Origin of the sequence: Agrobacterium genomosp. 13 str. CFBP 6927, assembly GCA_900012615.1 — a bacterium.
Lineage (GTDB): Bacteria > Pseudomonadota > Alphaproteobacteria > Rhizobiales > Rhizobiaceae > Agrobacterium.
The window spans coordinates 1,240,671-1,265,352 of record LT009757.1; the positions used below are offsets into that span (position 1 = coordinate 1,240,671).

Annotated in this window: 21 protein-coding genes; 6 read left to right on the top strand and 15 right to left on the bottom strand. The window is 59.5% G+C overall.

Translation table 11 applies throughout. The features are described 5' to 3' along the window. Positions 1-37: 37 nt before the first annotated feature. A complete protein-coding gene (locus tag AGR13A_RS20035; protein WP_080838934.1) occupies positions 38-1,282 on the top strand; it encodes a TIGR03862 family flavoprotein in 1,245 nt (414 codons plus the stop codon). Here AGR13A_RS20035 and AGR13A_RS20040 read toward each other — a convergent pair. From AGR13A_RS20040 to AGR13A_RS20050, 3 genes are all read right to left on the bottom strand, one after another. Next, positions 1,274-2,335, bottom strand: coding sequence for a quaternary amine ABC transporter ATP-binding protein (locus AGR13A_RS20040; protein WP_080838936.1), 1,062 nt, complete (start codon positions 2,333-2,335; stop codon positions 1,274-1,276). The two genes, AGR13A_RS20035 and AGR13A_RS20040, sit on opposite strands and share 9 nt — an antisense overlap. Continuing rightward, complete coding sequence (locus AGR13A_RS20045) at positions 2,328-3,215, bottom strand: ABC transporter permease (protein ID WP_080838938.1); 888 nt, start codon at positions 3,213-3,215, stop codon at positions 2,328-2,330. The genes AGR13A_RS20040 and AGR13A_RS20045 overlap by 8 nt, the downstream gene beginning before the upstream one ends. Positions 3,216-3,424: 209 nt before the next feature. Continuing rightward, positions 3,425-4,423: an ABC transporter substrate-binding protein gene (locus AGR13A_RS20050; RefSeq protein WP_035223763.1), complete on the bottom strand. Its 999-nt coding sequence runs from the start codon at positions 4,421-4,423 to the stop codon at positions 3,425-3,427. Here AGR13A_RS20050 and AGR13A_RS24750 point away from each other — a divergent pair. Beyond that, positions 4,401-4,688 carry a hypothetical protein gene (locus AGR13A_RS24750; protein ID WP_139786102.1) on the top strand — a complete coding sequence of 96 codons (288 nt, stop codon included), beginning with the start codon at positions 4,401-4,403 and terminating at the stop codon, positions 4,686-4,688. The genes AGR13A_RS20050 and AGR13A_RS24750 overlap by 23 nt on opposite strands. 98 nt (positions 4,689-4,786) lie before the next feature. Then, positions 4,787-7,759 carry a PAS domain-containing protein gene (locus tag AGR13A_RS20055; RefSeq protein ID WP_080838940.1) on the top strand — a complete coding sequence of 991 codons (2,973 nt, stop codon included), beginning with the start codon at positions 4,787-4,789 and terminating at the stop codon, positions 7,757-7,759. 18 nt (positions 7,760-7,777) lie between these two features. Here the strand turns inward: AGR13A_RS20055 and AGR13A_RS20060 are convergent, their stop codons facing one another. The 10 genes from AGR13A_RS20060 to AGR13A_RS20105 all read right to left on the bottom strand — a co-directional run bounded on the left by AGR13A_RS20060 (position 7,778) and on the right by AGR13A_RS20105 (position 20,377). Then, positions 7,778-8,722 (bottom strand): 2-hydroxyacid dehydrogenase, encoded by a 945-nt coding sequence (locus tag AGR13A_RS20060; protein WP_080838942.1) that lies wholly within the window; start codon positions 8,720-8,722, stop codon positions 7,778-7,780. Positions 8,723-8,968: 246 nt separating this feature from the next. Next, a complete protein-coding gene (locus AGR13A_RS20065) occupies positions 8,969-11,317 on the bottom strand; it encodes a polysaccharide biosynthesis tyrosine autokinase (protein WP_035223755.1) in 2,349 nt (782 codons plus the stop codon). A gap of 108 nt (positions 11,318-11,425) precedes the next feature. After that, on the bottom strand, positions 11,426-12,331 hold the full coding sequence (locus AGR13A_RS20070) for a UTP--glucose-1-phosphate uridylyltransferase (RefSeq protein WP_035223752.1): 906 nt from the start codon (positions 12,329-12,331) through the stop codon (positions 11,426-11,428). Between the two features lie 84 nt (positions 12,332-12,415). Continuing rightward, the gene (locus tag AGR13A_RS20075; protein WP_035223749.1) at positions 12,416-13,393 is read right to left on the bottom strand and encodes a glycosyltransferase family 2 protein; all 978 of its coding nucleotides are present in this window, start codon (positions 13,391-13,393) and stop codon (positions 12,416-12,418) included. Next, positions 13,393-14,337: a glycosyltransferase gene (locus tag AGR13A_RS20080; RefSeq protein WP_035223747.1), complete on the bottom strand. Its 945-nt coding sequence runs from the start codon at positions 14,335-14,337 to the stop codon at positions 13,393-13,395. Before AGR13A_RS20080 ends, AGR13A_RS20075 begins: the two co-directional genes overlap by 1 nt. Continuing rightward, the gene (locus tag AGR13A_RS20085) at positions 14,334-15,332 is read right to left on the bottom strand and encodes a glycosyltransferase family 2 protein (RefSeq protein WP_080838944.1); all 999 of its coding nucleotides are present in this window, start codon (positions 15,330-15,332) and stop codon (positions 14,334-14,336) included. Before AGR13A_RS20085 ends, AGR13A_RS20080 begins: the two co-directional genes overlap by 4 nt. Before the next feature lie 17 nt (positions 15,333-15,349). After that, positions 15,350-16,531: a glycosyl transferase family 1 gene (locus AGR13A_RS20090; protein ID WP_080838946.1), complete on the bottom strand. Its 1,182-nt coding sequence runs from the start codon at positions 16,529-16,531 to the stop codon at positions 15,350-15,352. Between the two features lie 61 nt (positions 16,532-16,592). Continuing rightward, entirely contained in the window at positions 16,593-17,384 is a 792-nt protein-coding gene (locus AGR13A_RS20095; protein WP_080838948.1) for a glycoside hydrolase family 16 protein, read from the bottom strand. A 4-nt stretch (positions 17,385-17,388) separates the two neighbouring features. Then, entirely contained in the window at positions 17,389-18,537 is a 1,149-nt protein-coding gene (locus AGR13A_RS20100) for an acyltransferase family protein (RefSeq protein ID WP_035223933.1), read from the bottom strand. A gap of 361 nt (positions 18,538-18,898) precedes the next feature. Further along, positions 18,899-20,377 carry a lipopolysaccharide biosynthesis protein gene (locus AGR13A_RS20105; protein ID WP_080838950.1) on the bottom strand — a complete coding sequence of 493 codons (1,479 nt, stop codon included), beginning with the start codon at positions 20,375-20,377 and terminating at the stop codon, positions 18,899-18,901. A gap of 118 nt (positions 20,378-20,495) precedes the next feature. Between AGR13A_RS20105 and AGR13A_RS20110 the strand changes: the two genes are divergently transcribed. Together AGR13A_RS20110 and AGR13A_RS20115 are read left to right on the top strand one after the other, a co-directional pair. Then, positions 20,496-21,461 (top strand): glycosyltransferase family 2 protein, encoded by a 966-nt coding sequence (locus AGR13A_RS20110; RefSeq protein WP_080838952.1) that lies wholly within the window; start codon positions 20,496-20,498, stop codon positions 21,459-21,461. Between the two features lie 52 nt (positions 21,462-21,513). Beyond that, positions 21,514-22,479, top strand: a complete 966-nt coding sequence (locus AGR13A_RS20115; RefSeq protein ID WP_080838954.1) for a polysaccharide pyruvyl transferase family protein — start codon at positions 21,514-21,516, stop codon at positions 22,477-22,479. Between the two features lie 195 nt (positions 22,480-22,674). Here the strand turns inward: AGR13A_RS20115 and AGR13A_RS20120 are convergent, their stop codons facing one another. Together AGR13A_RS20120 and AGR13A_RS20125 are read right to left on the bottom strand one after the other, a co-directional pair. Further along, positions 22,675-23,667 carry a glycosyltransferase family 2 protein gene (locus tag AGR13A_RS20120; protein WP_080838955.1) on the bottom strand — a complete coding sequence of 331 codons (993 nt, stop codon included), beginning with the start codon at positions 23,665-23,667 and terminating at the stop codon, positions 22,675-22,677. Between the two features lie 110 nt (positions 23,668-23,777). Then, entirely contained in the window at positions 23,778-24,056 is a 279-nt protein-coding gene (locus AGR13A_RS20125) for an exopolysaccharide production repressor protein (RefSeq protein ID WP_080838957.1), read from the bottom strand. 320 nt (positions 24,057-24,376) lie between these two features. On the opposite strand from AGR13A_RS20125, the gene AGR13A_RS20130 reads away from it, so the two are divergent. Then, positions 24,377-24,643, top strand: a complete 267-nt coding sequence (locus AGR13A_RS20130) for a DUF6074 family protein (RefSeq protein ID WP_080838959.1) — start codon at positions 24,377-24,379, stop codon at positions 24,641-24,643. The last annotated feature ends 39 nt before the right edge of the window (positions 24,644-24,682 follow it).

A 24,682-nucleotide genomic window follows, 5' to 3' on the forward strand; every position in this document is an offset into this window, starting at 1 on the left:
GCATATATTCCTTCACGGAAATCGGTATAAGGCCACAATGGCGAAGATGGCGATGGAGCGGGTTTTGAGGGAAGCGAGGCGGGTCGCGATTATCGGCGGCGGACCGGCGGGGCTGATGGCGGCCGATGTGCTCTCGGCCTCAGGCCATGCCGTGACGGTGTTCGAGGCGATGCCGACCGTGGCGCGCAAATTGCTGATGGCCGGAAAATCCGGCCTCAACATTACCCATGCCGAAGATTACGACAGCTTCCGTCACCGGTTCGGCGATGCGGAACCGAGGCTGCGCGCCGCTCTCGATGATTTTACGCCCGACATGCTGCGCGACTGGGCGCAGGGGCTGGGGCAAGAAACCTTCGTCGGCACCTCCGGCCGGGTGTTCCCGACCGTCATGAAGGCCTCGCCGCTGCTGCGGGCATGGCTCGCCCGGCTGGAATCGCAGGGTGTCACCATCAGGACCCGGCACTGCTGGACGGGTTTTTCAGGCGATCGACTGGTTTTCGCGACACCGGAGGGCGAAGTTACCGTCGAGGCCGATGCCATACTCCTGGCGCTCGGCGGCGCGAGCTGGCCGCGGCTGGGTTCGGATGCCGCATGGGTTCCAGTGCTTGCGGCAAAGGGTGTGGCGCTTGACCCGTTCAGACCTGCCAATTGCGGTTTCGACGTCTACTGGAGTGATGTGTTCCGGCAGCGTTTTGCAGGCGAGGCGCTGAAATCCGTCATCACCATTTCTCCCGCAGGTGCGTTTCAGGGTGAGTTCGTCGTGACGCAGCACGGCGTCGAGGGCAGCGTCATCTATGCCCATTCCGCCGCACTGCGCGACCGGTTGGAACAGGCGGGCAAAGTGTCGCTTGTCGTCGATCTGGCGCCGGGACGAACCGTGGAACGCCTGGGCCTCGATCTGGCAAAGCTTGGCCGCAAGGAGAGTTTTGCAAACCGCATGCGCAAGGCGGCTGGCCTCTCTGCCGTCAAGGTCGGCCTTCTCAGGGAAATCTTTCCCGACATCGCGGCCATGCCAGACGATTTCGTCGCCGCGAGAATAAAACATGCCGAGATACCGCTTTTGCGGCCGAGGCCGATTGCCGAGGCGATTTCATCGGCGGGTGGTGTCGCCTGGAACGGTGTTGATGAGAACTACATGCTGAAAAGCATCCCCGGCCTATTCGCTGCCGGGGAAATGCTGGACTGGGAAGCGCCGACAGGCGGTTATCTGCTGACCGCCTGTTTTGCCACCGGCAAGGCCGCCGCCAAGGGCATTGCCGGGTGGCTTGAAGAATCAGCCTGACAGCCGTTCCGCCATGCCTGCGTCTTCGCCAGAAGCGGTTCTAACGAGACAGCGCATGATGGCGTCGGTGGTGACGGTGCCGAGCGACTTGCCGTTTTCTCCAACAACCGTGGCGCTGCTGACATTTTCCCGGACGAGCGCGCGCAGGCCCTCTTCGACCGTCATATCCGCAGCGAGCTGAAGGCGCGACTGGCCGGAAAACTCCGGCTGGACGATGGCGCCGAGGCGGATGACACGGCCGCGATTGACCTCCTCCACGAAGGCCTCGATATAGCTGTCGGCCGGTGACATGACGATTTCGGCGGCCGTGCCCTGCTGGATGATTTCGCCGTCGCGCAGAATCGCGATTTTGTCGCCCAGCCGCAGAGCCTCGTCGAGATCGTGGGTGATGAAGACCACGGTCTTCTTCAACTCCTTCTGCAGTTCCAGCAGTACCGTCTGCATGTCGACGCGGATGAGCGGATCGAGCGCCGAATAGGCTTCGTCCATTAGCAGGATTTCGGCATTGTTGGTGAGCGCCCGGGCGAGGCCCACACGCTGCTGCATGCCGCCGGAAAGCTGGTTCGGATAGTGGCTGGAGAAGCCTTCCAGCCCCACGCGCCGGATCCAGACTTCTGCCCTTTCCTCCCGCTCGCGCTTGTCGACGCCTTGCACCTCGAGCCCGTAGACGACATTCTGCAGCACGTTGCGATGTGGCAAAAGGCCGAATTTCTGGAAAACCATCGCCGTCTTGTGGCGGCGGAATTCCAGAAGCTCGGCTTCGTTCAGGCGACAGACATCGGCACCGCCATAGAGGATTTCCCCGGCGGTCGGGTCGATCAGCCGGTTGACGTGGCGGATCAGTGTCGATTTTCCCGAGCCGGAAAGGCCCATGATGACGGTGATCTGCCCGCCCGGCATGGTGATGTTGATATCGCGCAGGCCGAGCACATGGCCGTGTTTGGCGTTGAGTTCCGCCTTGGACATGCCGGCTTTGACGGGCTCGACATAGTCCGCCGCCTTGGAGCCGAAAATCTTGTAGAGACTGCGAATTTCGATCGATTGACTAGCCATGCGCCACTTCCCGGTGTTTTTGCAGGCGAAGGCCATAGGCCTGGCTGATGCGGTCGAAGATGATGGCGATGCCGACGATGGCAAGCCCGTTGAACACGCCGAGCGTGAAATACTGGTTGGCGATGGCCTTCAGCACCGGCTGGCCGAGGCCCTGCACGCCGATCATGGAGGCGATGACGACCATGGCGAGCGCCATCATGATGGTCTGGTTGATGCCTGCCATGATGGTGGGCAGTGCGAGCGGCAACTGCACCTTGAAAAGCTTCTGGCGCTTCGATGAACCGAAGGCGTCGGCCGCCTCCAGCACGTCGCGGTCAACCATGCGGATACCGAGATTGGTAAGCCGGATCATCGGCGGGATGGCATAGATGACAACAGCGATGACGCCGGGCACGCGGCCGATGCCGAGCAGCATGACGACGGGAATGAGATAGACGAAACTCGGCATCGTCTGCATCACGTCAAGAATAGGATTGACGACATTCTGCAGACGGTTGGAGCGCGCCATGGCGATGCCGATCGGCAGGCCGATGACGATAGACAGTACGGCGCAGACGAAGATCATCGAAATCGTCTTCATCGTGTCCTCCCACATGCCGAACCAGCCGATGGCAAACAGGATGCCGCAACACAGGGCAACAATGGTGGCGCTGCGGCTGGCAAACCAGGCGAGCACGCCGACAATAAGAATAACGACCGGCCAGGGTGCGCCGATCAAAAGCCTTTCCGCCCAGATGAGGAAGCTCTGAAGGGGGGTGAACAGCCCCTCTATCGCGCTGCCATAGGTTCGGGTGAATGCCCGAAATCCCTCGTCGATGACTTTTTTCAGCGCGCGCAGAGCATCGTCATTCATGGTCGGAAATTTGAAAAGCCATTCCATATCCTGTTCTCCATGACGAAGCGGAGGCGGGGACCCAAATCCTCCGCGCTCCGGGAGTAAGATCGTCAGAGCGCCGCGCGGCCTTCAGGCATGCCGGGCGGGACGCTCTATCCTGTTGAGCCGGCGCAGCTTGCCTCGCAAAATACGCGATGCAGCCCGGCGTTGCCTTTGGCGCACGCCGGTTGCCGGGCAGATATGTCGAGGCGGCCTTAAAGGGCGGCCTTGACCTTTTCCGCGACGTCAGGGGACACCCAGCCGGTCCACAGCGCCTCGTTTTCTTTCAGGAAATGCTTGGCGCCGTCTTCGCCTGTCGCCTGGTTATCGGTCATCCAGGCAATCAGCTTGTTGACGGTGTCGTTGGTCCAGGCGCGTTTGTTCAGATAATCCATGGCCGGACCGGCGCGGTCGGCAAAGGTCTTGCTGACCAGCGTCTGCACGTCGTCCACCTGCCATGCGTTTGGCTTCGGATCGGCGCAGTCAGCGACAGATGTGCAGCGCTTCCATTCGGCCGCATCGTACTCCGCGCCGAAGCCGAGCTTCACCATCTCATATTTGCCGAGCAGCGAGGTGGGTGCCCAATAATAACCGACCCATGGCTGCTTGGCCTCGTAAGCCTTGGCGATCGAGCCGTCGAGACCTGCGGCGGAGCCGGTGTCGACAAGCGTGAAGCCTGCCTTTTCACCATCGAAAGCCTTGAAGAGCTGGGCGGTGACGACGGTGCCGCCCCAGCCCTGCGGACCGTTGAAGACGGCGCCCTTCGCCTTGTCTTCGGGCGAGGGGAAAAGCTCAGGATGTTTAAAGAGGTCCGGAATGGTCTTGAGATCGGGATTGGCGTCGGCGACATATTTCGGAATCCACCAGCCCTGGACGGCGCCGTCCGAGAGGATCTTGGCGGCGGCGACGACCTTGCCGCCTTCCAGCCCCTGCTTGACGATTTCCGGCTGCAGGCTGACCCAGGCTTCGGGTGCGATGTCCGGCTGGCCTTTTTCGGCCATGGACGTCAATGTCGGTACGGTATCGCCGGTGACGATTTCGGCGGAGCAGCCATAGCCTTTTTCAAGAATGAGCTTGTCGAGATTGGCGGCGACTTCGGCGGATTGCCAGTTCATGCTGGCGATGGTGACGTTTCCACAGTCGGCGGCAAAGGCGGCACCGCCTGAAAAGGCGAAGCCGGCGGAAAGAATAGTGGCACCCAAAAGTATTTTCATTTTTGTTCCCTCTGGTCGCGGTGTGGCGGAGACCCGGGCGCGGACGGCACCGCGACCGTCAGCGTTCGTATTGAGGCTTAATAATTCCTTTGTTGTCGTTCCGTTTGCGGCAATTTCTGGCGTATTGAGGATCGCAATCGTCAATCAATCGTCACGTCTGGCGGAGACATCCGTTAAAAATGCCGCTCGCGGATGTCGTTTCCGCGTGACGCTGCTGCGCGTCCAAGCAAATATTTCACGCCACTGGAACTTTTCCGAAATCTGAAAAAGTCTGGAACAATAAACGGAAGTTTTTGTTTTCTTGGACATTTATTCCGTTCTGTATTACGGGAAATTTCGTCTCTGTTTTTGTGGTGATATTGAATGACCAATCTTCGTGCTGCCCCGATATGGCCGATCGGTGGTGGTGAAACGGGTGAGCTTGTGCGTGGTTTCGACTGGTCGAAGACATCGCTCGGTCCGATTGGCGGCTGGCCGCAAAATCTGAGGCAGAAGGCCAATTCCGTCGTCAATTCCCCCATTCCGCAGGTGCTGATGTGGGGTGGTGATCATGTGATGATCTATAATGACGGCTATGCGGAGATCGCCGGCAATTACCACCCGCGGGCGCTTGGTGGAACGGTGCCGGGTATCTGGCCGGAAATATGGGACTGGAACAGCCGCATTCTGGAAGCCGGCTTTCGCGGCGAGGTCATGTCCTATCGTGACCAGCCGATGACGCTGATGCGGCACGGCCAGCCGGAAGAGGTGATCTTCGACCTGTTCTACACGCCGATCTATAACGAAGGCGGCACGGTGGACGGTGTTTTATGCACCGTGCTCGAAAATACCGACAAGGTGAAGGCGCTCGAGGCACTGGAGCAGAGCCGCGAGGAACTAAGCCGGCTCACCAATGCCCTGCCTATTCTGGTCGGATATGTCGATCGTGACTATGTCTATAAGTTCGCCAATGACGGTTATCTGGAATGGTTCGGCCGCCGCGCCGAGGAGGTTATCGGCCGCAGCGCTCCCGAAATCGTCGGTGAGGCGTTTTTCGAGGCCCGCAGGGCTTATCTCGATCGTGCCCTCAGCGGCGAGAAGATCGTTTCGGATACTGTGATCAACAGACCGGACGGCACCACGCGTGCGGCCGAAATCCGCTATGTTCCGCGTTATATCGCCGATGGCTCCATCGATGGCATCTATGTGCTGATTATCGATATCGAGGAACGGAAGCGTTCGGAGCGGGAAATCCTGCTCAGCAACAGTCGCTTCCGCGCCGCGGTGGAAGCCGTCCACGGCGTATTGTGGACCAACAGCGCCGAGGGCAGGATGCTCGGCGAGCAGCCCGCCTGGGCGGCGTTAACGGGCCAGACCCCCGAAGAATATCAGGGTTTTGGCTGGGCGGATGCCGTCCATCCTGAGGACAGGCAGGGGTCTGTCGACAGCTGGAACAAAGCGGTTGCGGAAAAGTCGACCTATATATGGGAACATCGTGTGCGCCGCCATGACGGCATCTACCGCACATTTGCGATCCGTGGCGTTCCGATTTTCGACACGACCGGCACCATTGCCGAGTGGGTCGGCGTCCACACGGATGTCACCGAACAGCGGCAGGCCGAAAATACGCTGAAGGAACATGCCAGCAATCTGGAACGCGAAATTCGCCACCGGATCAGGGCGGAAGAGCAGCTTCGCCAGCTCAACGAAGGGCTGGAAGCGCGTGTTGAGACGGAAATGGCCGAGCGTCGCCAGACCGAAAGGGCGTTGCAGCAGGCGCAAAAAATGGAATCCATCGGCCAGCTGACCGGCGGTGTCGCACATGATTTCAACAATCTGCTTCAGGTGATCGCGGGCAATCTGCAATTGCTGTCAAAGGACGTGACCGGCAATGAGCGCGCCGAACGGCGGCTGGAAAATGCACTTGCCGGCGTCCATCGCGGTGCAAAGCTTGCAAGCCAGCTTCTGGCTTTCGGCCGGCGTCAGGCGCTGGAACCGCGTGTCATCAACATTGCCCGTTTTGTGACGGGCATGGACGATCTGTTGCGACGCTCGCTCGGCGAGGCGATCGAGGTGGAGGTCATCACCTCCGGCGGCCTGTGGAACACCTATGCCGACCCCAACCAGGTGGAGAATGCTCTCCTCAATCTGGCGATCAATGCGCGCGACGCCATGGAGGGGCAGGGCAAGCTGACGATCGAGGTCGGCAATGCGGTTCTCGATCGCGATTATGCCCGTAAACATTCGGAGGTTTCGGCGGGGCAATATGTCATGCTCGCCGTTACAGATACCGGATCGGGCATGTCGCCGGAGATTCTGGAGAAGGTTTTCGAGCCGTTCTTTTCGACCAAGCCGGAGGGCAAGGGCACGGGCCTCGGCCTTTCGATGGTCTATGGTTTCGCAAAACAGTCGAGCGGCCACGTCAACATCTATAGTGAGCTCGGGCAGGGCACGACGGTGAAGATGTATTTGCCGCGCTCCGCCGCCGACGAGGACAGGGAAGTGGTGATGCCGACCGGTCCCATCGAGGGTGGAACCGAGACGATCCTGGTGGTGGAGGATGACGAGGAGGTGCGCGGCACTGTCGTCGAGACGCTTGGTGATCTCGGTTACCGGGTGCTGACCGCCCGCGATGCGCAGGCCGGTTTGACCGTGGTCGAAAGCGGCATACCGATCGATGTCATCTTCACCGATGTGGTGATGCCGGGACCTTTGAAAAGCCGGGAAATGGCACGTCGCGCGCAGGAACGGCTGCCCGGCCTCGCCGTGCTCTTCACATCGGGTTACACGGAAAACTCCATCGTGCATGGCGGCAAACTGGATGCCGGGGTCGAGCTTCTCTCCAAGCCCTATACGCGTGAAGCGCTGGCGCGGCGCATCCGCCACGTCATCGCCAATCGCAAGCAGGTTTCTCTGGCCAAGACGAGGCCGGCATCGGCATCGAATACGTCAAAAATCACCGAAACCGCCAAGGCAGGACATGAAAACAGACCCGTTCGCGTGCTTCTGGTCGAGGATGATGCGCTCATCCGGATGAGTTCGACGGAGATGCTTTCGGATAGCGGCTACACCGTAGTCGAGGCCGGCAATGCAGCTCAGGCGCTGAAGGCGATCGAGGCGGACCATATCGATGTTCTCGTCACCGATATCGGCCTGCCGGACATGCGGGGCGGGGAACTGGCGGTGGAGGCTCTGCGCCGCAAGCCGGGGCTTGCCGTCGTTTTTGCGACGGGAGACAGCCATCTGCCGGAGGGAGCACCGGAAAGCGCGGTTCTCCTGACCAAGCCCTATGACGAACAGCAGATCATCTCGGCCGTTGAAATGGCGCACAAGGCAAAGACGGTGGCGGGAGAATAGGTCGCCCGCCATCCTGTTTTAATAACCGCGCGCGATATCGACAGTCTCGGGCAGAGTACCGGTCTCGCGCCATGTGCGGACATTGCCGGCGACGATCCTGGCCGAGCTCTCGCGGCCTGTCGGCGCGGAAATATGCGGCAGGACGGTAACTTTGGGATGCAGCCAGAAGGCGGAAGCGGCGGGCAAGGGCTCCTGCTCGAAGACATCGAGAACGGCGTGCGAAAGCCGGCCGGAATTAAGCGCCGCAATCAGGTCGTCGGCAACGATGACGGCGCCGCGGGCGAAATTGATGAGTGCCGCGCCCTTTTTCATTGCGGCGAGACGGCCGGCATCAAGAAGACCGCGCGTCGCATCGGTAAGGGGTACGAGGCAGACGAGAATGTCGCTCTTTTCCAGCAATGCCTGTAGCCCGTCATCGCCGGTCAGCGTTTCCACGCCTTCGATCGCTTTAGCTGAGCGGCTCCAGCCGGCAACGTTGAACCCGGCATGGATGAGGCGCTCCGCCGCAGCCGTGCCGAGCGCCCCGAGGCCGAGGAGACCGACGGTCATCTCGCCGGGGTGGCGGTAGTCCAGCTCCTGCCAGAGCGCCTTTTGCTGATTTTCGCGATAGGCGGGCATGTCGCGCTGCAGATAATAGGTCCATGCCAGCACGGCTTCGGCCATGACGCGGGAAAGCTCCGGGTCCTTTAGTCTGACGATTGGGGGAGCCTTGTCGCCCAGCTCCAGCACCAGCCGCTCGACACCCGCCCACAGGCTGTGGATCCATTTGAGGCCCGGAAGAGCTGCGATATCGGCCGGATCTGGATTGGCGACGATGGCGAAATCCACCGCCTGTCGCTGCTCGTCCGTCAATTCGGAGAAGGAAAGGATTTCCTCCTGCGGCATGGCGGCGCGCAGCGCCTGTTTCCAGACGGCTTCCGTTTCCGCATTCATCCGTGAAACAAAGGCGATGGGTGATGGCATTGGACTGATCCTGCTTGCGATTTTAGCTTTAAGCCATCAATGCGCAATTTCAGGGGTCAATGCCATGGGTGAAATGGGGGAATTTGCGATTCTTCCGTCATGCCGGACTAGATCCAGCATCCAGCCGCCGCGCGTCTGCGCGGCGCCAAGACCTCTTTTCAGCCCAAGGACTTGGGCTGGCTGGACCCCGGCTCGGGGGGCGGGGTGACGGAGTGTGGATGCAACCGGCCTGTTAAATCTCCATCATTAAGCATCTTCCTTTACCGGCGGCTTCGCATCACCGTAATAGGCCGAGAATTTCTCGTGATAATGTTCCGAACCGCCGGGGCCGGCATAACGCTGCAATTCTGTCATGTCGGTCTTGTTCAGCACGATGCCGAGCGTCTTGTTGGCGATCTGCGGTTCGTTGGCCATCAGGTTCTGCACCATCTGGATCGGCGTCTTGCCCCATTCGGTGACGAAGACGAAACCGTCCACCTGCGGTGCAAAGGCCTTGGCGTCGATGACGGGAACCACGGGTGCAAGGTCGACGATGATGTAGTCGCAGGCCTCGCGGGCTGAGTCGATGAATTTGCGCATGCCGGAGGAAGACAGCAGCTCGCTGGAATGGGCGAACTGGTTGCTGGTGGAAACCGGCAGGATGCCCATTTTCGTGCGCGTATCCACCTTCACCGCCTGCGTCCACGGAACTTCATCGAGCACCACTTCGACGAGGCCGGCGGATTGCCGTGTCGTCAACATGCGGCTGAGGCCGGGATTGCGGATATCGGCATCCACGACCAGCGTGCGCTTGCCGGTGGAGGCGATCAGCCCAGCCAGATTGAGCGCCACGACCGACTTGCCTTCATTCGGCAGGCAGGAAATCACACCGATGACCCGGCACTGGCGTTCCTGAATGACGACATCTGCCGTGAGTTTCACGTTGCGGAGCGTTTCCGCAAAGCTCGAGCGCGGGCTGTCCACGGCCAGGCGCAGCATTTTCTGGAACGAGACCTGCCCGCTTTCATCAAGCGTCGCATTCTCGCCGCCGGGGGTGGCGGCGCTGTTGCCCGTCTTGGCGTTTTCCACGCCCCTTTCGCCGATGAAGGGCAGATAGCCCAGAAAACGCATGCGCAGATTGTCACGCACATCGTTGCCGGTGTGGAAGAAACGATCCCGGAATTCCAGAAGTGCGGCGATACCGCCACCCAGCATCAGGCCGAGAATGACCGAAAGTGCCATGGTCATGGTCTTTTTCGGGCTGGAAGGCGAGGTCGGCAGGCCGGCTTCGGAAATGATGCGGGCCTTGGCGATCGGCAATGACTGTTTCTGCGAGGCTTCCTCAAAGCGGCCGAGATAGGACTGGTAGAGGGTGCGTAGCGCCGTTGCCCGCTGCTCGAGCTCACGCAGCTTCACCATGGTGATGTTGGCTTCGGAATTGCGGCCAGCCACCTTGTCGATATTGTCGCGCAGCGACTGTACGCGGGAATTGGCGACGTCATATTCGTTCTTGAAGCTGCCGGTCAGCTGCTGCAATTCCTGGAAGATCTGCTGTGATACTTCCTTCTTCTCGGCATCGAGCGCGGCTGCCTGCGGATGGTCGGCGCCGAATTGCTGGACGATGCCGCGCTGCCGGTCGGAGATGGTGATGTACCGCTTTCGCAGGTCCTGAATGACCGAATTGTCGGTATCGCGGGCCGAGACAACGGCGTTATCGACAGCCGTTTCCGGTCCACGGTCGATGATCGATTTATACTGGTTGTAACGGGCAGATGCCGTGGCGGCATCCGCCTGCGCGGCGATCAGCTGGCCATTGAGATCGGCAAGCTGGCTTTCCGACATCAGTTCGCCGCGTGAGGATACGATATTGTTGTCGGACCGGAATTTCTGGACCGCAAGTTCCGCTGCCTGAGCGCGCTGGTTCAGGTCCGTCATGCGTTCCTGCAACCATACCGAAGCGCGCTCGCTGGCGTCGAAATTGGCATTCAGTTGTTCGGTTAGGTAGGCCTGCGCATAGGTCTTGGCAATCTGCGCGGCAAGCTGGCGGTCGGTCGAGCGGGTCGAGATGGCGATGACCGAGCTGCGGCCGACACGTTCCACCGTCAGCGACTGCTGCAGCACGGCGGCGGCCTTTTCGCGGCGCCCGGCGCGGATTGCGGCTTCGGAGACCGGCGGATCGCCCGGCAGGACGAGATCGAGAATGCCGCGCACGGAGGACTTGACGAGTTCGACCGGCGACATCGGCGGATTGACGATGGTGTCGTTCTCGTAAAGCCTTGCCTTGTCGACCACGGTCAGGGCCATTTCCTTGGATTTTAAAATTTCCACGGCGCTGGCGATGCGGTTGTCGACGATCTGCGCGGCGGGAACCGGCGATTCCTCTTCCGCATAACGGGAAAGGCTTTCATCCAGGAGCACCTGCGTCATCGCGGTGTAAACGGGGGTCGCAAGCACCAGATAAAGGCCGGCCAGAACCACGGCGGCAATGACGGAGGCGGCAATGACATTGGCACGACGCACCACGGCGGCCCACAGGCGGTCGAGGTCGATGAACGTGTCGGAATCCTTGCCGGACTCCGGAAAACCGATATTGGATTTAAAGGTCTTGTGGTGCATGGACCTACCTTGTGAATTAAAAATGGTACGCGGGAAGCCGAGCCTTGGCTCGCCTTCCCGCCCCCCGTTATTGGTGCGCCGACCGCCTCCCCGGCGGCGCGATTAAAGTCAGGCCGCCTGGACGCGGCTTTCGTGGTTTGCCACCAGTTCCTTCACGGAAGCGAGAACCTGAGCTTCCATGTCGGCGCGCATCAGCGAGAAGGCGACGTTGGCGGCGATGAAGCCCTGCTTGCTGCCGCAGTCGAAAGTGCGACCGCTATATTTCTGCGCATGGAAGGGCTGCTTTTCGGCAAGCCGCTTCATGCCGTCGGTCAGCTGGATTTCATTGCCCGCGCCGCGTTCCTGCTTGGCGAGAATATCGAAGATTTCCGGCTGCAGGATGTAACGGCCATTCAGGTAATAATTCGAAGGCGCCTTGGATGGTTCCGGCTTTTCGACCATTTCGGTGACGGCGAAGCCATGATTGACCTTCTGGCCGACGCCGACGACGCCATAGGACGAGACTTCTTCCGGCAGGCATTCCTCGACGCCGAGAATATTGCCGCCGACTTCATCGTAAAGCTCCATCAGCCCGGCGATGCAGCCGCGTGCGCCATAGGACACCATATCAGGCAGAAGCAGGGCGAAAGGCTCCTTGCCCACCAGTTCGCGCGCACACCAGACGGCGTGGCCGAGACCGAGCGGCACCTGCTGGCGCGTATAGCTGACAGTGCCGGCAACCGGCAGCATCTTTTCCAGCTGCAGCACCTGCACGGTCTTGCCGGAGCGGGTGAGCGTGTTGATGAGTTCCGGCGCGCTGTCGAAATAGTCCTCGATGGCGGTCTTGTTGCGGCTCGTCACGAAAATAATGTGCTCGATGCCGGCCTGCATGGCTTCGTCAACGGCATATTGCACGACCGGACGATCCACGATCGTCAGCATTTCCTTCGGCATCGCCTTGGTGGCGGGCAAAAACCGTGTGCCGTTGCCAGCTACGGGAATGACGGCTTTTCTGACAGTTTTGTTCAGGTCCATCGCGTTCTCCTTCATCAAGGTTTGATCTGTCCCCAGTCCCCGCGCAGATTTCGTCCACGCGCAAATTTCACGAAATCTGTCTTTTCACCCTGTATTTGCCGCGGGCGCAAACATCGCGTCCCGCAGCCTCCTCAGCCGCACTGCAATCGGCATTCGCAAATGCCCCAGCACGGCAGGATCTCTGATCGTGGTCTTCAAGGCGCCAAGTACCGAACGGCTCTTGATGTTTTCCACCAATGTCAAAAAATTATGCGCCAGCTGCAGGCTGCGGGCTCTCGCCTGCTGCGCATCCATGGCGGCCGGCAGCAAAGTGTAATGGCTCAGGAATTCCTGATCCGCCCGCATCATCGCTTCGACGTGATGAAGTTCGAGCACGCGCGAAATCGAGCCTTCGCGGATATTGTAGACATAACCCGGCTTCGGTTCGATGACGCAGAGACCGCCGGCGGCGAGCGCCGAGGCGAGCAGGATATAATCCTCGCCGATGCGGATATCCTCGCGGAAGCGCAGTTCCTCGACATTGAGGAAATCGCGCCTGAACATCGGTTTCATGTAGCCGAAGTTGAAGGTGGCGCGGAAAAGAATGTTGGAGGAAATGAAATCCTCGAGCGTGAGAACCGGCCGTTCCTCCAGAAATTCTTCCGGAAACATCGTCTCCATGGGCCTGCCGTCGGTATAGACGACATCGAGATTATCGACCGCAATCGCCGCATTGGCGGCTTCCGCCCGGCACATCATGCAGGCGGAGCGCTCCGGGCGGATGACATCGTCGGAATCGAGCACGGCGATCCAGCGTCCGGTCGCGGCTTCGATGCCGGCATTGCGCGCACCGCCCGGACCGAGATTTTCCGCAAGAGCAAGCAGGCGGACGCGCGGATCGATGATGGCGATACCTTCCACGAGCGCAATGGTGTCATCAGCGGAACGGTCGTCGACGACGATAACCTCCAGCGTCACACCCTGCTGGTCGAGTGCGCTTTGAATGGCGGCTTCAATCGTATCGGCGGCATTATAGGCGGCGATAACGAAGCTGATATCGGGCGGCGAGGCAAGGTTTTCCATCAGGTCGCCTCCACCGCGCCATACTGGCGGATTTCACGCACGCCGAAAGCGCCGCTCATCGAGCCCATATGCAATGCGCCGCGCAGCGCATAACGGTTGCGGCGAACGGCGTTGAAACCGTTCAAGGCGGCGAAAACGGCGCAATAAAGCACTTTCGATCCAGCCTTCAGCACCTGCACCACGCGGCGTATACCGGGTTTCCTGTCCGCCAGCACGCGGCCATGGGTCTGGCCGGAGCGGAAGCGGCGTTTGGCAAGCCACATGAAGCTTGCGCGATTTTCCGGTACCGGTTCGGACAGCATGGCATCTTCCGCAAAGACGATGCGGCCGCCAGCGGCGTGAAGATGCGAGAAGAAATGGGTGTCTTCGCCGCCGCTCTGGCCAAGCGCCAGCGCGAAACGCCGGCCCTTCACCGAGGGGGCATCCATCTTGAGCAATGTGTTGCAGGTATAGCCGGTGATGATTTCACCATTGACCCAGACCGGAACGGTCGAGTGGAAATCGCCGCGTTTCATCCAGCCCGGCGCGTTTTCGCGGTAGACGGCCGTCACCGGGCCGAGAACGACTTCCGCGCCGGTTTCGTCGGCCTTTTCGAGAAGGGCGGCAAGCCAATGCGGCGGGGCGGTCTCGTCATCATCGATGAAGGCCAGATAATCCGCCCTGCATTCCGACAGGCAGGCATTGCGGGCAATCGAAATATTCGATTTCGGGCAATGAACATAGGTAATCTCGAAGGGCGCGGTTTCGCGCAGGCGATCGACGCTCGCCCTGGCGCTTGGCTCCTCGTCATTATCCGCAACAATCAGCCGAACTTTCACGCCTTCCGGCACGTCCAGCTCGAAGAGTGACAGAAGTGTGGCGACGAGTGCCGGGCGTCTGTAGGTGCAGATGCCGATATCGACGGTTTTCGAATCATCTGGGCGGGTGACGGTGTTGTCGGTCATGAGACAGCCTTTCTTCCCCGGAATTTCAGGAGTTCCAGCCAGAAGCCGGTGGACCAGGCCAGATGCATCACCATTGCCGAAAAGGCGGCGAGCGGGCCGTATGGGTTTTTCTGACCGATTGCCATCCACAAGCCATAACCCACACATGCGGCGATCCAGAGGCCGAGCGGAATAAGTGCCGCCCAGTGCACAAGCGACAGCAAGGCAAAGATGAAGACCGGCAGCACGGCGAGCGGAATCATCTGGCGGATTTTCGGGATAGAGCGATGTTTCAGCAGGTTCTTTGCCCGGCCGCGGCCGTAGGCGAGATATTGCCTGAAGAGCGGCATGACGCTCGCCCGCGGATAATAGGTCATGCGGGTCTTGTCGGTCATCCAGATGCGGAAACCGGATTTGCGCAGGCGGAAATCCAGTTCGGCATCCTCATTATGACTGAAGCTCTCGTCATAACCGCCGACCGCGTCGAAAGCGGCGATCCGCATCAGCGCGTGGTGGCCATGGTCGATCCAGTGGCCTTTGGCACCTTCGCGGTGCTTCGAGCCGCCATTGCCGAGCTTGGAATTCTGGGCGATGGCCGTCGCCTTCTGAAACAGGCCGTGGCCGACCGTATCCATGGCGACAACGACGGAATCCGCGCCGGTGCGCTCCGCATCCTCGATCAGCCGCTGGCAATAATCGTCGGGATAATCGCCATGGGCGTCGATGCGGATGAGATAGTCGAAATCTTCGCCGAAGGTGGCGACGGCAAGGTTGATGCCGGCGCTCTGGATGCGCTTCGGATTGACGAGAAGCGTCACGCGGTCATCCGCCGCCGCAAAGGCGGAAACGATATCGCGGGTTCCATCCGTGCTGCCGCCATCGGCAACCACGATACGGAAAAGACGCCCCTGCATCGCGCCGGTGAATTTGACAAGCAGCCCCTCGATCGTCTTCGCCTCATTGAGGCAGGGAATGACGATCAGCGTTCTGATGCCGGAATGACCAAGACCTTCCATGATTTGCCCCCTACGCACTACACGGGTGAAAACTGCGCTTCGCGGGCATGGCCGGAAGCGGATTTGGCGAGAGAGGACAATTGCTGGACCAGCTGACGGCAATCGTCGCGGTCGGTCAGCCATTGTTTCCGGTTTGTTGCCGAGAGGGTATTGAAGGCGTCCGCATAGGTTTGCGGGTTCATCCGGTTAAACAGCGCGGCGAGATCGTCAGCGCCGGCATGTTGCAGGACGAAGCCGATATCGCGCTTTTCGATGAAGCGGGCGGTTTCCGTGCCGGCGAGCGCAATCGGCAGGGTGCCATAAAGGCAGCCCTCGTAAAGCCGGTTAGGCAGCAGCCAGCTGGAATTCTGGCCTTCCTCAAAAAAGTCTATCGCCCAGGTGAACTGCACCTCGTTATAGATGGTAGCGAGGTCCTCGGGGTTCTTGTAAGGCCCATGGAAATGCACATGCGGGGCAGCGGCCACGAAGCCGTCGAAATCGGCAAACTCCGAATAGGCCGGCCGGCCGCGCAGGATGATTTCGACCTTGCCTTCCATTCGACGGGCGAATTCGGCGAGGATTTCCAACGATTTGCGGCAGCGAAGCGCGCCGAACCAGCCGATTTTCCATGGTTTGCCGGGGGCGGGGGCGCGTGGCTGCGGCGTGGCGGCAACGGTGGCGTCGAGCGCCAGCACCTTGTTTTCCTGCAGCAGGACGGGAAGATCGAGGCCTGACACGGGCTTGAAATAGTGCTCCACGAAGGCCGGAGAGCTGGTGATCAGCAGCTTTGCGTCGCGGGCGAAATAACGCTGCGCGGCATTCAGCATCTGTCCGGGCTTGCCCGTGTTGAGAAGCAGGCGGTGAATGTCGAGACATTCATAAACCAGCGCCGGCTGCCCGGCATAGATCGACATGGCCCGCTTTGCCAGCGCCAGCATTTCCAGATTTCTGGCGAGAATAACGTCGGGGGCGGGGATGCCGTTCAGGGTCTTGCCCAGCGAGAGGCTGGCTTTCGCCACCGCCGCCATGCGCTGCAGAAACTGCCCGTCGGCGGTTTCCCCGAGCACGACGGGTACGACGCCTTCGATCTCCGCCAGTCGGTTCTGTCCGCGCCGGAAGCCCGCCAGCGTCACCCGCGCTCCGCCCGCAAGCAGGGTCAGCACCCGCCGACGAATGGCGGGGTCCGACAGATCATGCGCGAGATATAGAACATGGGTCATGCAAGGGTCCGGTTGGTTCATGCGTCAGAGACGCCGCGGATGACGGTTTGGTTCAAAAAAATCAGTTGAGGGCGCAGGCGATGGATTCCGGGAACTGGCATTTGTCGCCGAGCGCCGTGAAGGCAAACCGGTCAACGATCATTTGCGATGGTCCTGCATAAGAAAACCGGCCCATCCAGTCTTTCAGCGTGTCGGTGCCCCACAGGCTGAAGAAGATCTTCTGGGCATTCTGGGGAATTTTCGACTCGTCCGTCACTTCATGGACGAGCTTGCCGTTGACGTAATAACGCAGGCGCTGCGGCTCCCAGACGAAGGCGTAATCGTTGAAGCCGGCATCGGCGCCGCCTTCGACCGGCACCAGCTTCTCATTGCCGCCCTTGGCGGAAATATACTGGTTGAGCTGCACCTGGCCCGTATTCCTGCCCAGAACCTCGAAGTCGATTTCGTCATGCGGCTTCTTGTCGGTCGGGCCGATATAGGTGAAGAAGGCGGAGTTCAGGCCGGAGCCGGTGGCTGCCTTCATACGCGCTTCATAGGTGCCGTAACGATAACGCCCCTTGGTCTGAATTTCGCCGCAGGCGAATTTGCGGTCGCCGGCCTTGGCGTCTTCAAAACCGAGCGTCAGCTGGCCGTTTTCCACCGTTGCCAGTTTCTTCGACCAGGTGCAGTTCTGATGCGCGCCATTGTTCCAGCCATCGGAAACGTACCAGAAGCTTCTGTCCATGGAATCGAAGTTCTCGATGAAGGATGCGCCATTGCCTTCCTGCGCCTGGCCGGGCGTTGCAAAGGGGGTGGCCAGAAGGGCCGCGGCGAGAAGAATGCGTGTCTTAACGCGGGTGACAAATGTTGTCATTGGTTCACCTCTGTCGTTGCGAATAAAGTGTTTCGGATGTGGGCGGACCAATCATGGAGGCCCGTTTGGTCGCAAAATCGGCTTTCGTCTTGCCTTTGCCGTTTCGGCTACCGGTCAGCACGGCATAGACGGCCGGCAGGTATTTGCGGGTCTGGGCGTTGCTGACCACCAGAATGACGAAGGCGGAAAGCGTGGCGCTGATATAGAAAGCGGGGTAGAAATCCGGCCCGCCCTTGTTCCACACCATCCACATGATCACGAGTAGCGGATAATGGGCGCAGAATATCCAGAAGCTCAGGCTTCCGGTTTCCGCAAGCCGCCGGCCAAGCCTGCTGCGGATCAAAAGCGCGGACGATGCCCAGAAACCGAGCGCGCCGAAGACAGCGAGCAGATTGCGCGACATGTTGAGCCAGAAGGTGAATTCCGGCCCGGTGAAATAGAGGCCCGTCGCCAGCATGGCCGAGGCGGCAAAGGTCAGCGCCATGATCGGCAGGGCGTAAGGGTCGAGCGCCTTGACGTCGACGCGGTGGAGCGCGAGCGCAATGCCGAGCGAGAAGCTGAAAAGGATGGATTTCTTCTGGACGATGAAGATCGTCAAGTCAGGCATGGCTGTGATGAGCAGCAGGATGGCGAGCGTCGGCAGGGCAAAACGGCGCATCAGAAAGGCGAGCACCGGCGACAGCAGGATGCAGACGAAGAGGTCGCGCAGGAAATAAAGCGGCACGTTCACCGGCAGCTCTTCGAGCGCCGTACCATGGCTGATGATTTCACGCGGGCTGGCGTTCCACAGATCGGGGAAATAGCCCACACCGACATCGAAGAGCTGGATCAGCAATACGGCCGCAAACAGCGCGCCGTTCCACAGAAGGAAGGGCAGCAGCACGGTTTTCGACTTGGAACGGATCGTCGCCGGATAATCGAAACCGCTCATACCACGGCGAAACAGCAGATAACCGGAAATGGCGCTGAGACAGGGCACGCCGATGCGAAACAGGGCGTCGCCCAGAAAAACCCGCAGCCAGTCGAAGAAACCGTAAAGGCCGAGAAAAGGGCTGGTTTCGGCATCGTGCGGCACATGGACGAACACGATTCCTGATATCAGCAATATGCGCATCAAATTGATACGGGAGGATAGGTTCTGATCGACAGTCACATCAGTCACCCCTATTGGGCGGCGTCCACCCACGCCGCGTTGCAACCAGAGCGAACTTAAGCCCGCACTCGCAAGTCTGGTTTCGACTTAAGGGTAAAATGTGGCGACGCGGGAAAAACGCAAGCTTAGATATTGCGGGTAATTGTCTGGCGTTTCGTCATATGCTGCTGGGACGGAAAATTAAATAATTGAAATTATTCAATTTTATTCAGGGTTGGCGATGATTAAAAATAGCTAAACTGTGTGAAATTGTCATTTGTCGTGATGCTGCATCGCAAAAATCAGACCCTGACGCCCCGTGTCGGCGCGTGAACCCACGGTGGAACAGGTTGGTTCACGGCCGAAATGAGGCGCAGTTATTCTAACCTTGGGTTGCGTTTTCGCGTGTTCGCCGCGATTTGACCATTCCGAGGATTTTTTTCAGCAATGCTCGTTCGGTAAGCAGGATGAGCCCCGCATAGATGATGCCGCCGACGGCCGCCCCGATGAGGACCTGAAGTGTCGCGTTGGGAATGCGGTCTGCAAGGATGTGAAGCAGGTAACGCACGGAAACGGCCATCACCAGTGCTGTAATCATTGGCCTGCTGCTGATGTAGAGACCGCTGAAAAAGGGCGTGTCGCTTGCCTTGAACACGGCCCAGGAATAGGCCACGAGAGTGACCGCATTAACGATGCAAAGCCATATCATCGCATCGATCAGGGTGCCGTAAACAGCGGCAGCCCAGACCGCGACCGTGGTGACAATGGCGCGGATCGTGGCCGACCAGAACAGCACGCGCCCGTAACCCGCACCCTTCAGATAGGGGATGAAGGTGCTGCATGGTGTCAGAATGGCCTTTGACAGGGCCAGAAGTCCGAGAACCGGCCAGGCATAGGCCCAATTCTGCCCGAAGATGACAAGCATGGCCGGCTCGGCCACGGCCCAGAGGCCAAACATCATCGGCGCAAGCAGCACGGTGAGCACCTGTGTGCTGAACATCAGCGCGTCACGCCGGCGCTGCGGATCGTCCATCATGCGGCTGAAGGCCGGAAACAGGACGCCCATGACGGCTGACAGCACGACCTGATTGGGAATGCTGGCAAAGCGGTTGGAGGCGGAATAGGCGCCGGCATCCGCCAGACCCAGGTGTCGGGCAATGACCACCATCGGTGACTGGAAGGTAACGAAATTGGCGATTTCCGAGCCCATCAGCCCCGAACTGAAGCCGAGAAGCGGCACCAGCCGGCGCGGTTTCATGACGAAACGCGGGCAATAACGGGAAACGGCATAAAGCCCGACAAGACGGATGAGGGCTGCGGCGAAAAGCTGGATGATGAGCGCCCAGACGCCGAAGCCGAGAAGGGCGAGAGCGACGGCGACGACCGCCGCGATGCTTTCCGACGCCATGCTCCACACCGCGTCCTGGCTGAAGTTCATGCGCCGGGCGAGCAGCGAATAGGCGACATCGCCTGCGAGCTGCAGCGGAATGAGGAAGGCCATGATGCGCAGCAGATAGGCACTCTCCACCGCACCCAGCAGCCCGCCGAAAAATTCCGCCCAGATGTAGAGAACGGCGGCCATGGTGCAGGAGATGGCGAGATTGGCCCAGAAGACGGTATGGATCGTATCCATATCCTCTTCCTTTTCGACGATCAGGGCAGAGGTCAGCCCCGCGCCGGCGATCATGGTCAGAAACTGTACAACCGTTAGTCCTACCGCGACCACCCCGAATTCCTCCGGGGAAAGCAGTCGAGCGAGAATCGGGACGGTGACAAATTTAAGCCCGAATGTGCCTGTTTTAGACAGGACGCTCCAACCGACATTCGTGGTGATGGTCTTTACATTTGGAGCTGGGGGCATACAAGCATCCTGTTTCTGGAGGCCGGCGGGAGGATTGCCGGTTGGGAGTTGCCGATACCATCGGGGCCGTTTTTAGGATCGGGCCCGACACTTCTTGATCAACGCAAGGGGCGAAACAATGGCAAGATTTACTGTCGTCATTCCCTATTACCAAAAGCAGCACGGGATTCTGGGACGTGCGCTCGCATCGGTTTTTGCGCAGACTTACCAGGAGTTCGATCTTGTCATCGTCGATGACGAATCGCCCTACCCGATAGACAAGGAACTTGCGGAACTTTCGCAAGAACAGAAAGACCGAATTATTGTCATCAAACAGGCCAATGGCGGTCCGGGCGGTGCGCGCAATACCGGTCTCGACCATGTTCCTGACGGCAGCGACTACGTGGCATTTCTTGATTCGGACGACATCTGGACGCCGGATCATCTCCAGAACGCCGCCTCCGCTCTCACGACATTCGGCGGTGAGTGCTACTGGGCATCCATGCAGGCAAGTGACGAATTTTATTATCATTTCGCCATTTCCGAGCTGGAGAAGAATGAGGGTGCGGCAAGGCTTTCGGAGCGGCCTCTGCTGATTGAGCTGCCGGATCTGGCAAGCGTGATGCTGCGCAACTGGAGCTTCCTGCATCTCTCCTGCATGGTGATCGGCCGTCCTCTTTTTGAAAAGATTCGCTTCGACCCGGCGCTCCGTCTGGCGGCTGAAGACGTCCTGTTTTTCTGCGATTGCATCCTTGCATCGAAGCGAACGCTTCTGTGTGACGATGCCGGCGCGATGCGCGGCATGGGGGTCAATATCTTCCACAGCATCGACAATACCTCGCCGGAATTCCTGCGCCAGCAGTTCAATACCTGGGTGGCGCTCGATACGCTGGAGGGTCGTTTTTCGCGGCGGCCAGCCGATGTCGCCTCCATTGCTTCCTATAAAAACACGGCGCGAAAACAGGCGCTGTGGAGCCAGGCGGGCAATCTGAAACGGCGCAAGGCGCCCGAATTCGGGCTGCTCCTGAAGTGGGCGATGCGCGATCCGGCACTTCTGCGCGCCGCTTTCGAGCTAGGTGCTGGAAAAATAGTCCGCTCCAGATGAGCGAATTCTCGCCCGCAAGAATTTATATGTTTTTTCACCCAGGAGTGACCTCATGAAACCTTACCACTGGGAATCTCATCACGGAAATTTCGGTGACGATCTCAACCTGTGGCTGTGGGATTTTCTGCTTCCGGGCCTGCGCGATGTGCATGACGATGTCATGCTCGTCGGCGTCGGCACCGTGCTGAACGATGTTCTTTTGCCCGCAAAGCAGCGGAAGCTGGTAATCGGCAGCGGCTATGGTTATGGCGCGGTGCCGGATACCAGCACCGAGTTCTGGGATATTCGCTGCGTACGCGGTGAAAAAACCGCCGCCAAGCTGGGGCTCGTGCCTGAGAAGGGCATTGTCGACCCAGCTGTCATGGTCACCGAGATGCCTGATTTCAAAGGCCTGCCGAAGCTCTACAAGAAGACCTTCGTTCCGCATTGGGAATCGGCGGAATTCGGCATGTGGGAAACGGTCTGCGAGCCGGCCGGGCTGACCTATCTCGACCCGCGCGGCGAGGCAAAAGCCGTCATCCGGGCCATCGCCCAGTCGGAATTCATCGTCGCCGAATCCATGCATGGCGCAATTCTCGCCGATGCTTTCCGCGTGCCATGGGTGGCGGTCACCACATCTCCCTCGATCAACAGTTTCAAATGGAGCGATTGGGCCGGCAGCGTGGGTGTGGAATATAATCCGCGTTACGTGCCCGTTTCCACCCGCGCCGAAGCGGCGAAAAAGGGCTCGCGTTTCTGGGGCATGAGTTTCCCGCCGCCGGCCCCTGTTATCGCTGAGACCGGTTCTGTTCCGGCGCACGAAGGCCCGGTGTATGAAGGTGATGTGCTGGTGCGGCCGCAGGAAACCCAATCCCGGTCGTTGCGCAAACTGGCCAAGCAGGTCCTGGCCGCCCCTTCCACGCTTGCACTGTGGCAGGCAAGCCGTGCCGAGCCGCGTCTCAGCCCGGATGGCAGGCTGGAAGAGCGCAAGGAGCGTTTTTCCGCCGTGCTGGAAACGATCAAGCGCGATTATCTTTGAAGGTGGAAGCACCGGGTGCGGCGGGGAATTTTCTGCCGCCTTTTGCCTGAAACGTTAGTTAGCCAGTCACTCTGCCGTCATCCTCGGGCTTGACCCGAGGATCCACAGACCGGTGTAGCGATGGATCCTCGGGTCAAGCCCGAGGATGACGGTGGAGTATTTCGCGAAGTTTGCCTCACCCGATACGCGGTACCCTCACGAAACCGGCGTGCCGTCGAGAAGATAACGCACGTCCCGCACCGGCTGCACCGGTTTGCGGAAACGGGCTGTCTTGTCGGTCCAGAGGCCATGCGTGATGGCGGGCAGGGCTGGCAGGCGTGTCAGTGCGTGGCTCAGTGCGCCTCCCATTCCCTTCTGCTTTTTCGCATCGAGAAAGTGGCGAAGCTCGAATTTGGCGCGCACATGTTTCTCGTGTTCGCGCAGGATCGCCGTCTCGCTTGCTGAAAGCTTGCAGCCGGCGAGTATCGCCCTGTCCGCCTCATATAATCGGCGAAGATCTTCGGTGCTGTGACGCCCGCTCAGCGAATTGCCACGAACGATAGCGCCATAACCGCAATGGCGGATGACCTTGTAGCGGGCGCCGGCGGCAAGCGCGCGCACGTAAAGTTCGTAGTCTTCGCCAAGCCGCAGGGCCTCGTCATAACGCAGCGCATGTTTGTCGAGAAAGGCGCGGCGTATCGCCGGCTTCAGGAAGCCGGTTTCCCCGCGCTCTACGCCGGGTCTGGAAATGTTTCCTTCCACGAACTCTGTCAGTGACAGAAAGCGGGCTTGCGGCTCAAAGCGGGCAGGCTGCATGGAGGATGCGCCTGGAACCGATTGCTGGATGAAGGCGATATTGTCCGCGACGAGGTCCCAGTCGTCATCGGCCAGCATGGCGGCGAAACGGCCTCTGAAAAAGAAATCGTCTGCATCGAGAATGCTGATCAGCGGCGCGGATGAAATGGAGATGGCGTGATTGCGTGCAGCCGAAGGGCCACGATTGATCTCGAACCGCACCACTCTCAAGCGGCCGGTGCCGTCGTCCGCCGCATGGGCCACCTCGCTCGTCGCGTCGGTCGAGCCATCGTCGATCACCACGACCTCCGCGACTTCCGGTTCCACAAGGGCGGAGCGGATGGCGATGTCTATCGTTTCGGATGCATTTTTTGCAGCGATGATGACGCAAATGGGCTGTGAACCGCTCACCATGGAATGTCCTTCTGCTGTGACGAACCGTCAGGATTTGGCCAGCAGAAAGTGTCAGGGGTGTGGATGCAAGTGATTTTTTTGCATCGCAATAAATCACTGTGCGTGAAATGTCACATATCGGTCAGTTTTGCGCCATGCGGCGGGGCGTTATTTGCGGCGTCCGCCGTCACATTCTCGGCGCCGCGATCACGCGAGAATGTCTCGCGCATCCGGCGCTTTTCCCGGGCAACGAGAACCAGAATTGCAATAAAATAACCCACTTGCAGAATGACGGCGCAGATAAGGGTCTGGATAAATGCCGTATAGAGCGACCCGTGAATGAAATATGTGGCAACCGCAAAGATGAGCAATGCACCGATCATGCTGAAAAAAACACGAGGTGCATACATGGTGCTCTCCTCCCGAGAACGATTTCTCCATTTTTGGCTGCGCTGCGGCATTTTTTTTCTTTGCAAGAAATATACGATGAGACCGGTGTTGTTTCAACACACATATACTTCTTCTATCTGCCATGGCATGAAATTTCGGTAATCTTGATTGGTAAATTCCTTGGTAATCGGCGTTTTGCCCGTGTCATGTCGGTCTAAAAGCACGGGCCAGGTCCTCCGCTCACCGTAAAACCAGCCTTCTCGCGCGCTCTGCAGACTTCGTTAACCATCTCGCCTTTAAAAAAGTCGGTATTGATTCCTCAGACGAGCAGGGTGCCCGCGTGACGACGAGTTCAGAAGTAATCGCCTTTCCGGCAAAGAACCGTATTGCCGACGTAAAACGGTGTGCAACCATGCTCGACCAGCTGCATGGTGTGGAGGCGAATGATTTCTGGCGCAGGGAATGCCGCGAACTGGCCGCCTATCTGATGGGCCTTGGTTATGAGGACGCCGCCATGCGGCGCGAGGTCATGGAGTTTCAAAACGCGGTGCAGGCGGAATTATGGGCGGGCGATGTTGCCCCCGAGGCGCGCCGCGACAGCCACTGAGGCCTCAGCGTTTTCCATAAAAAAGCCGGCGGGTGTCGC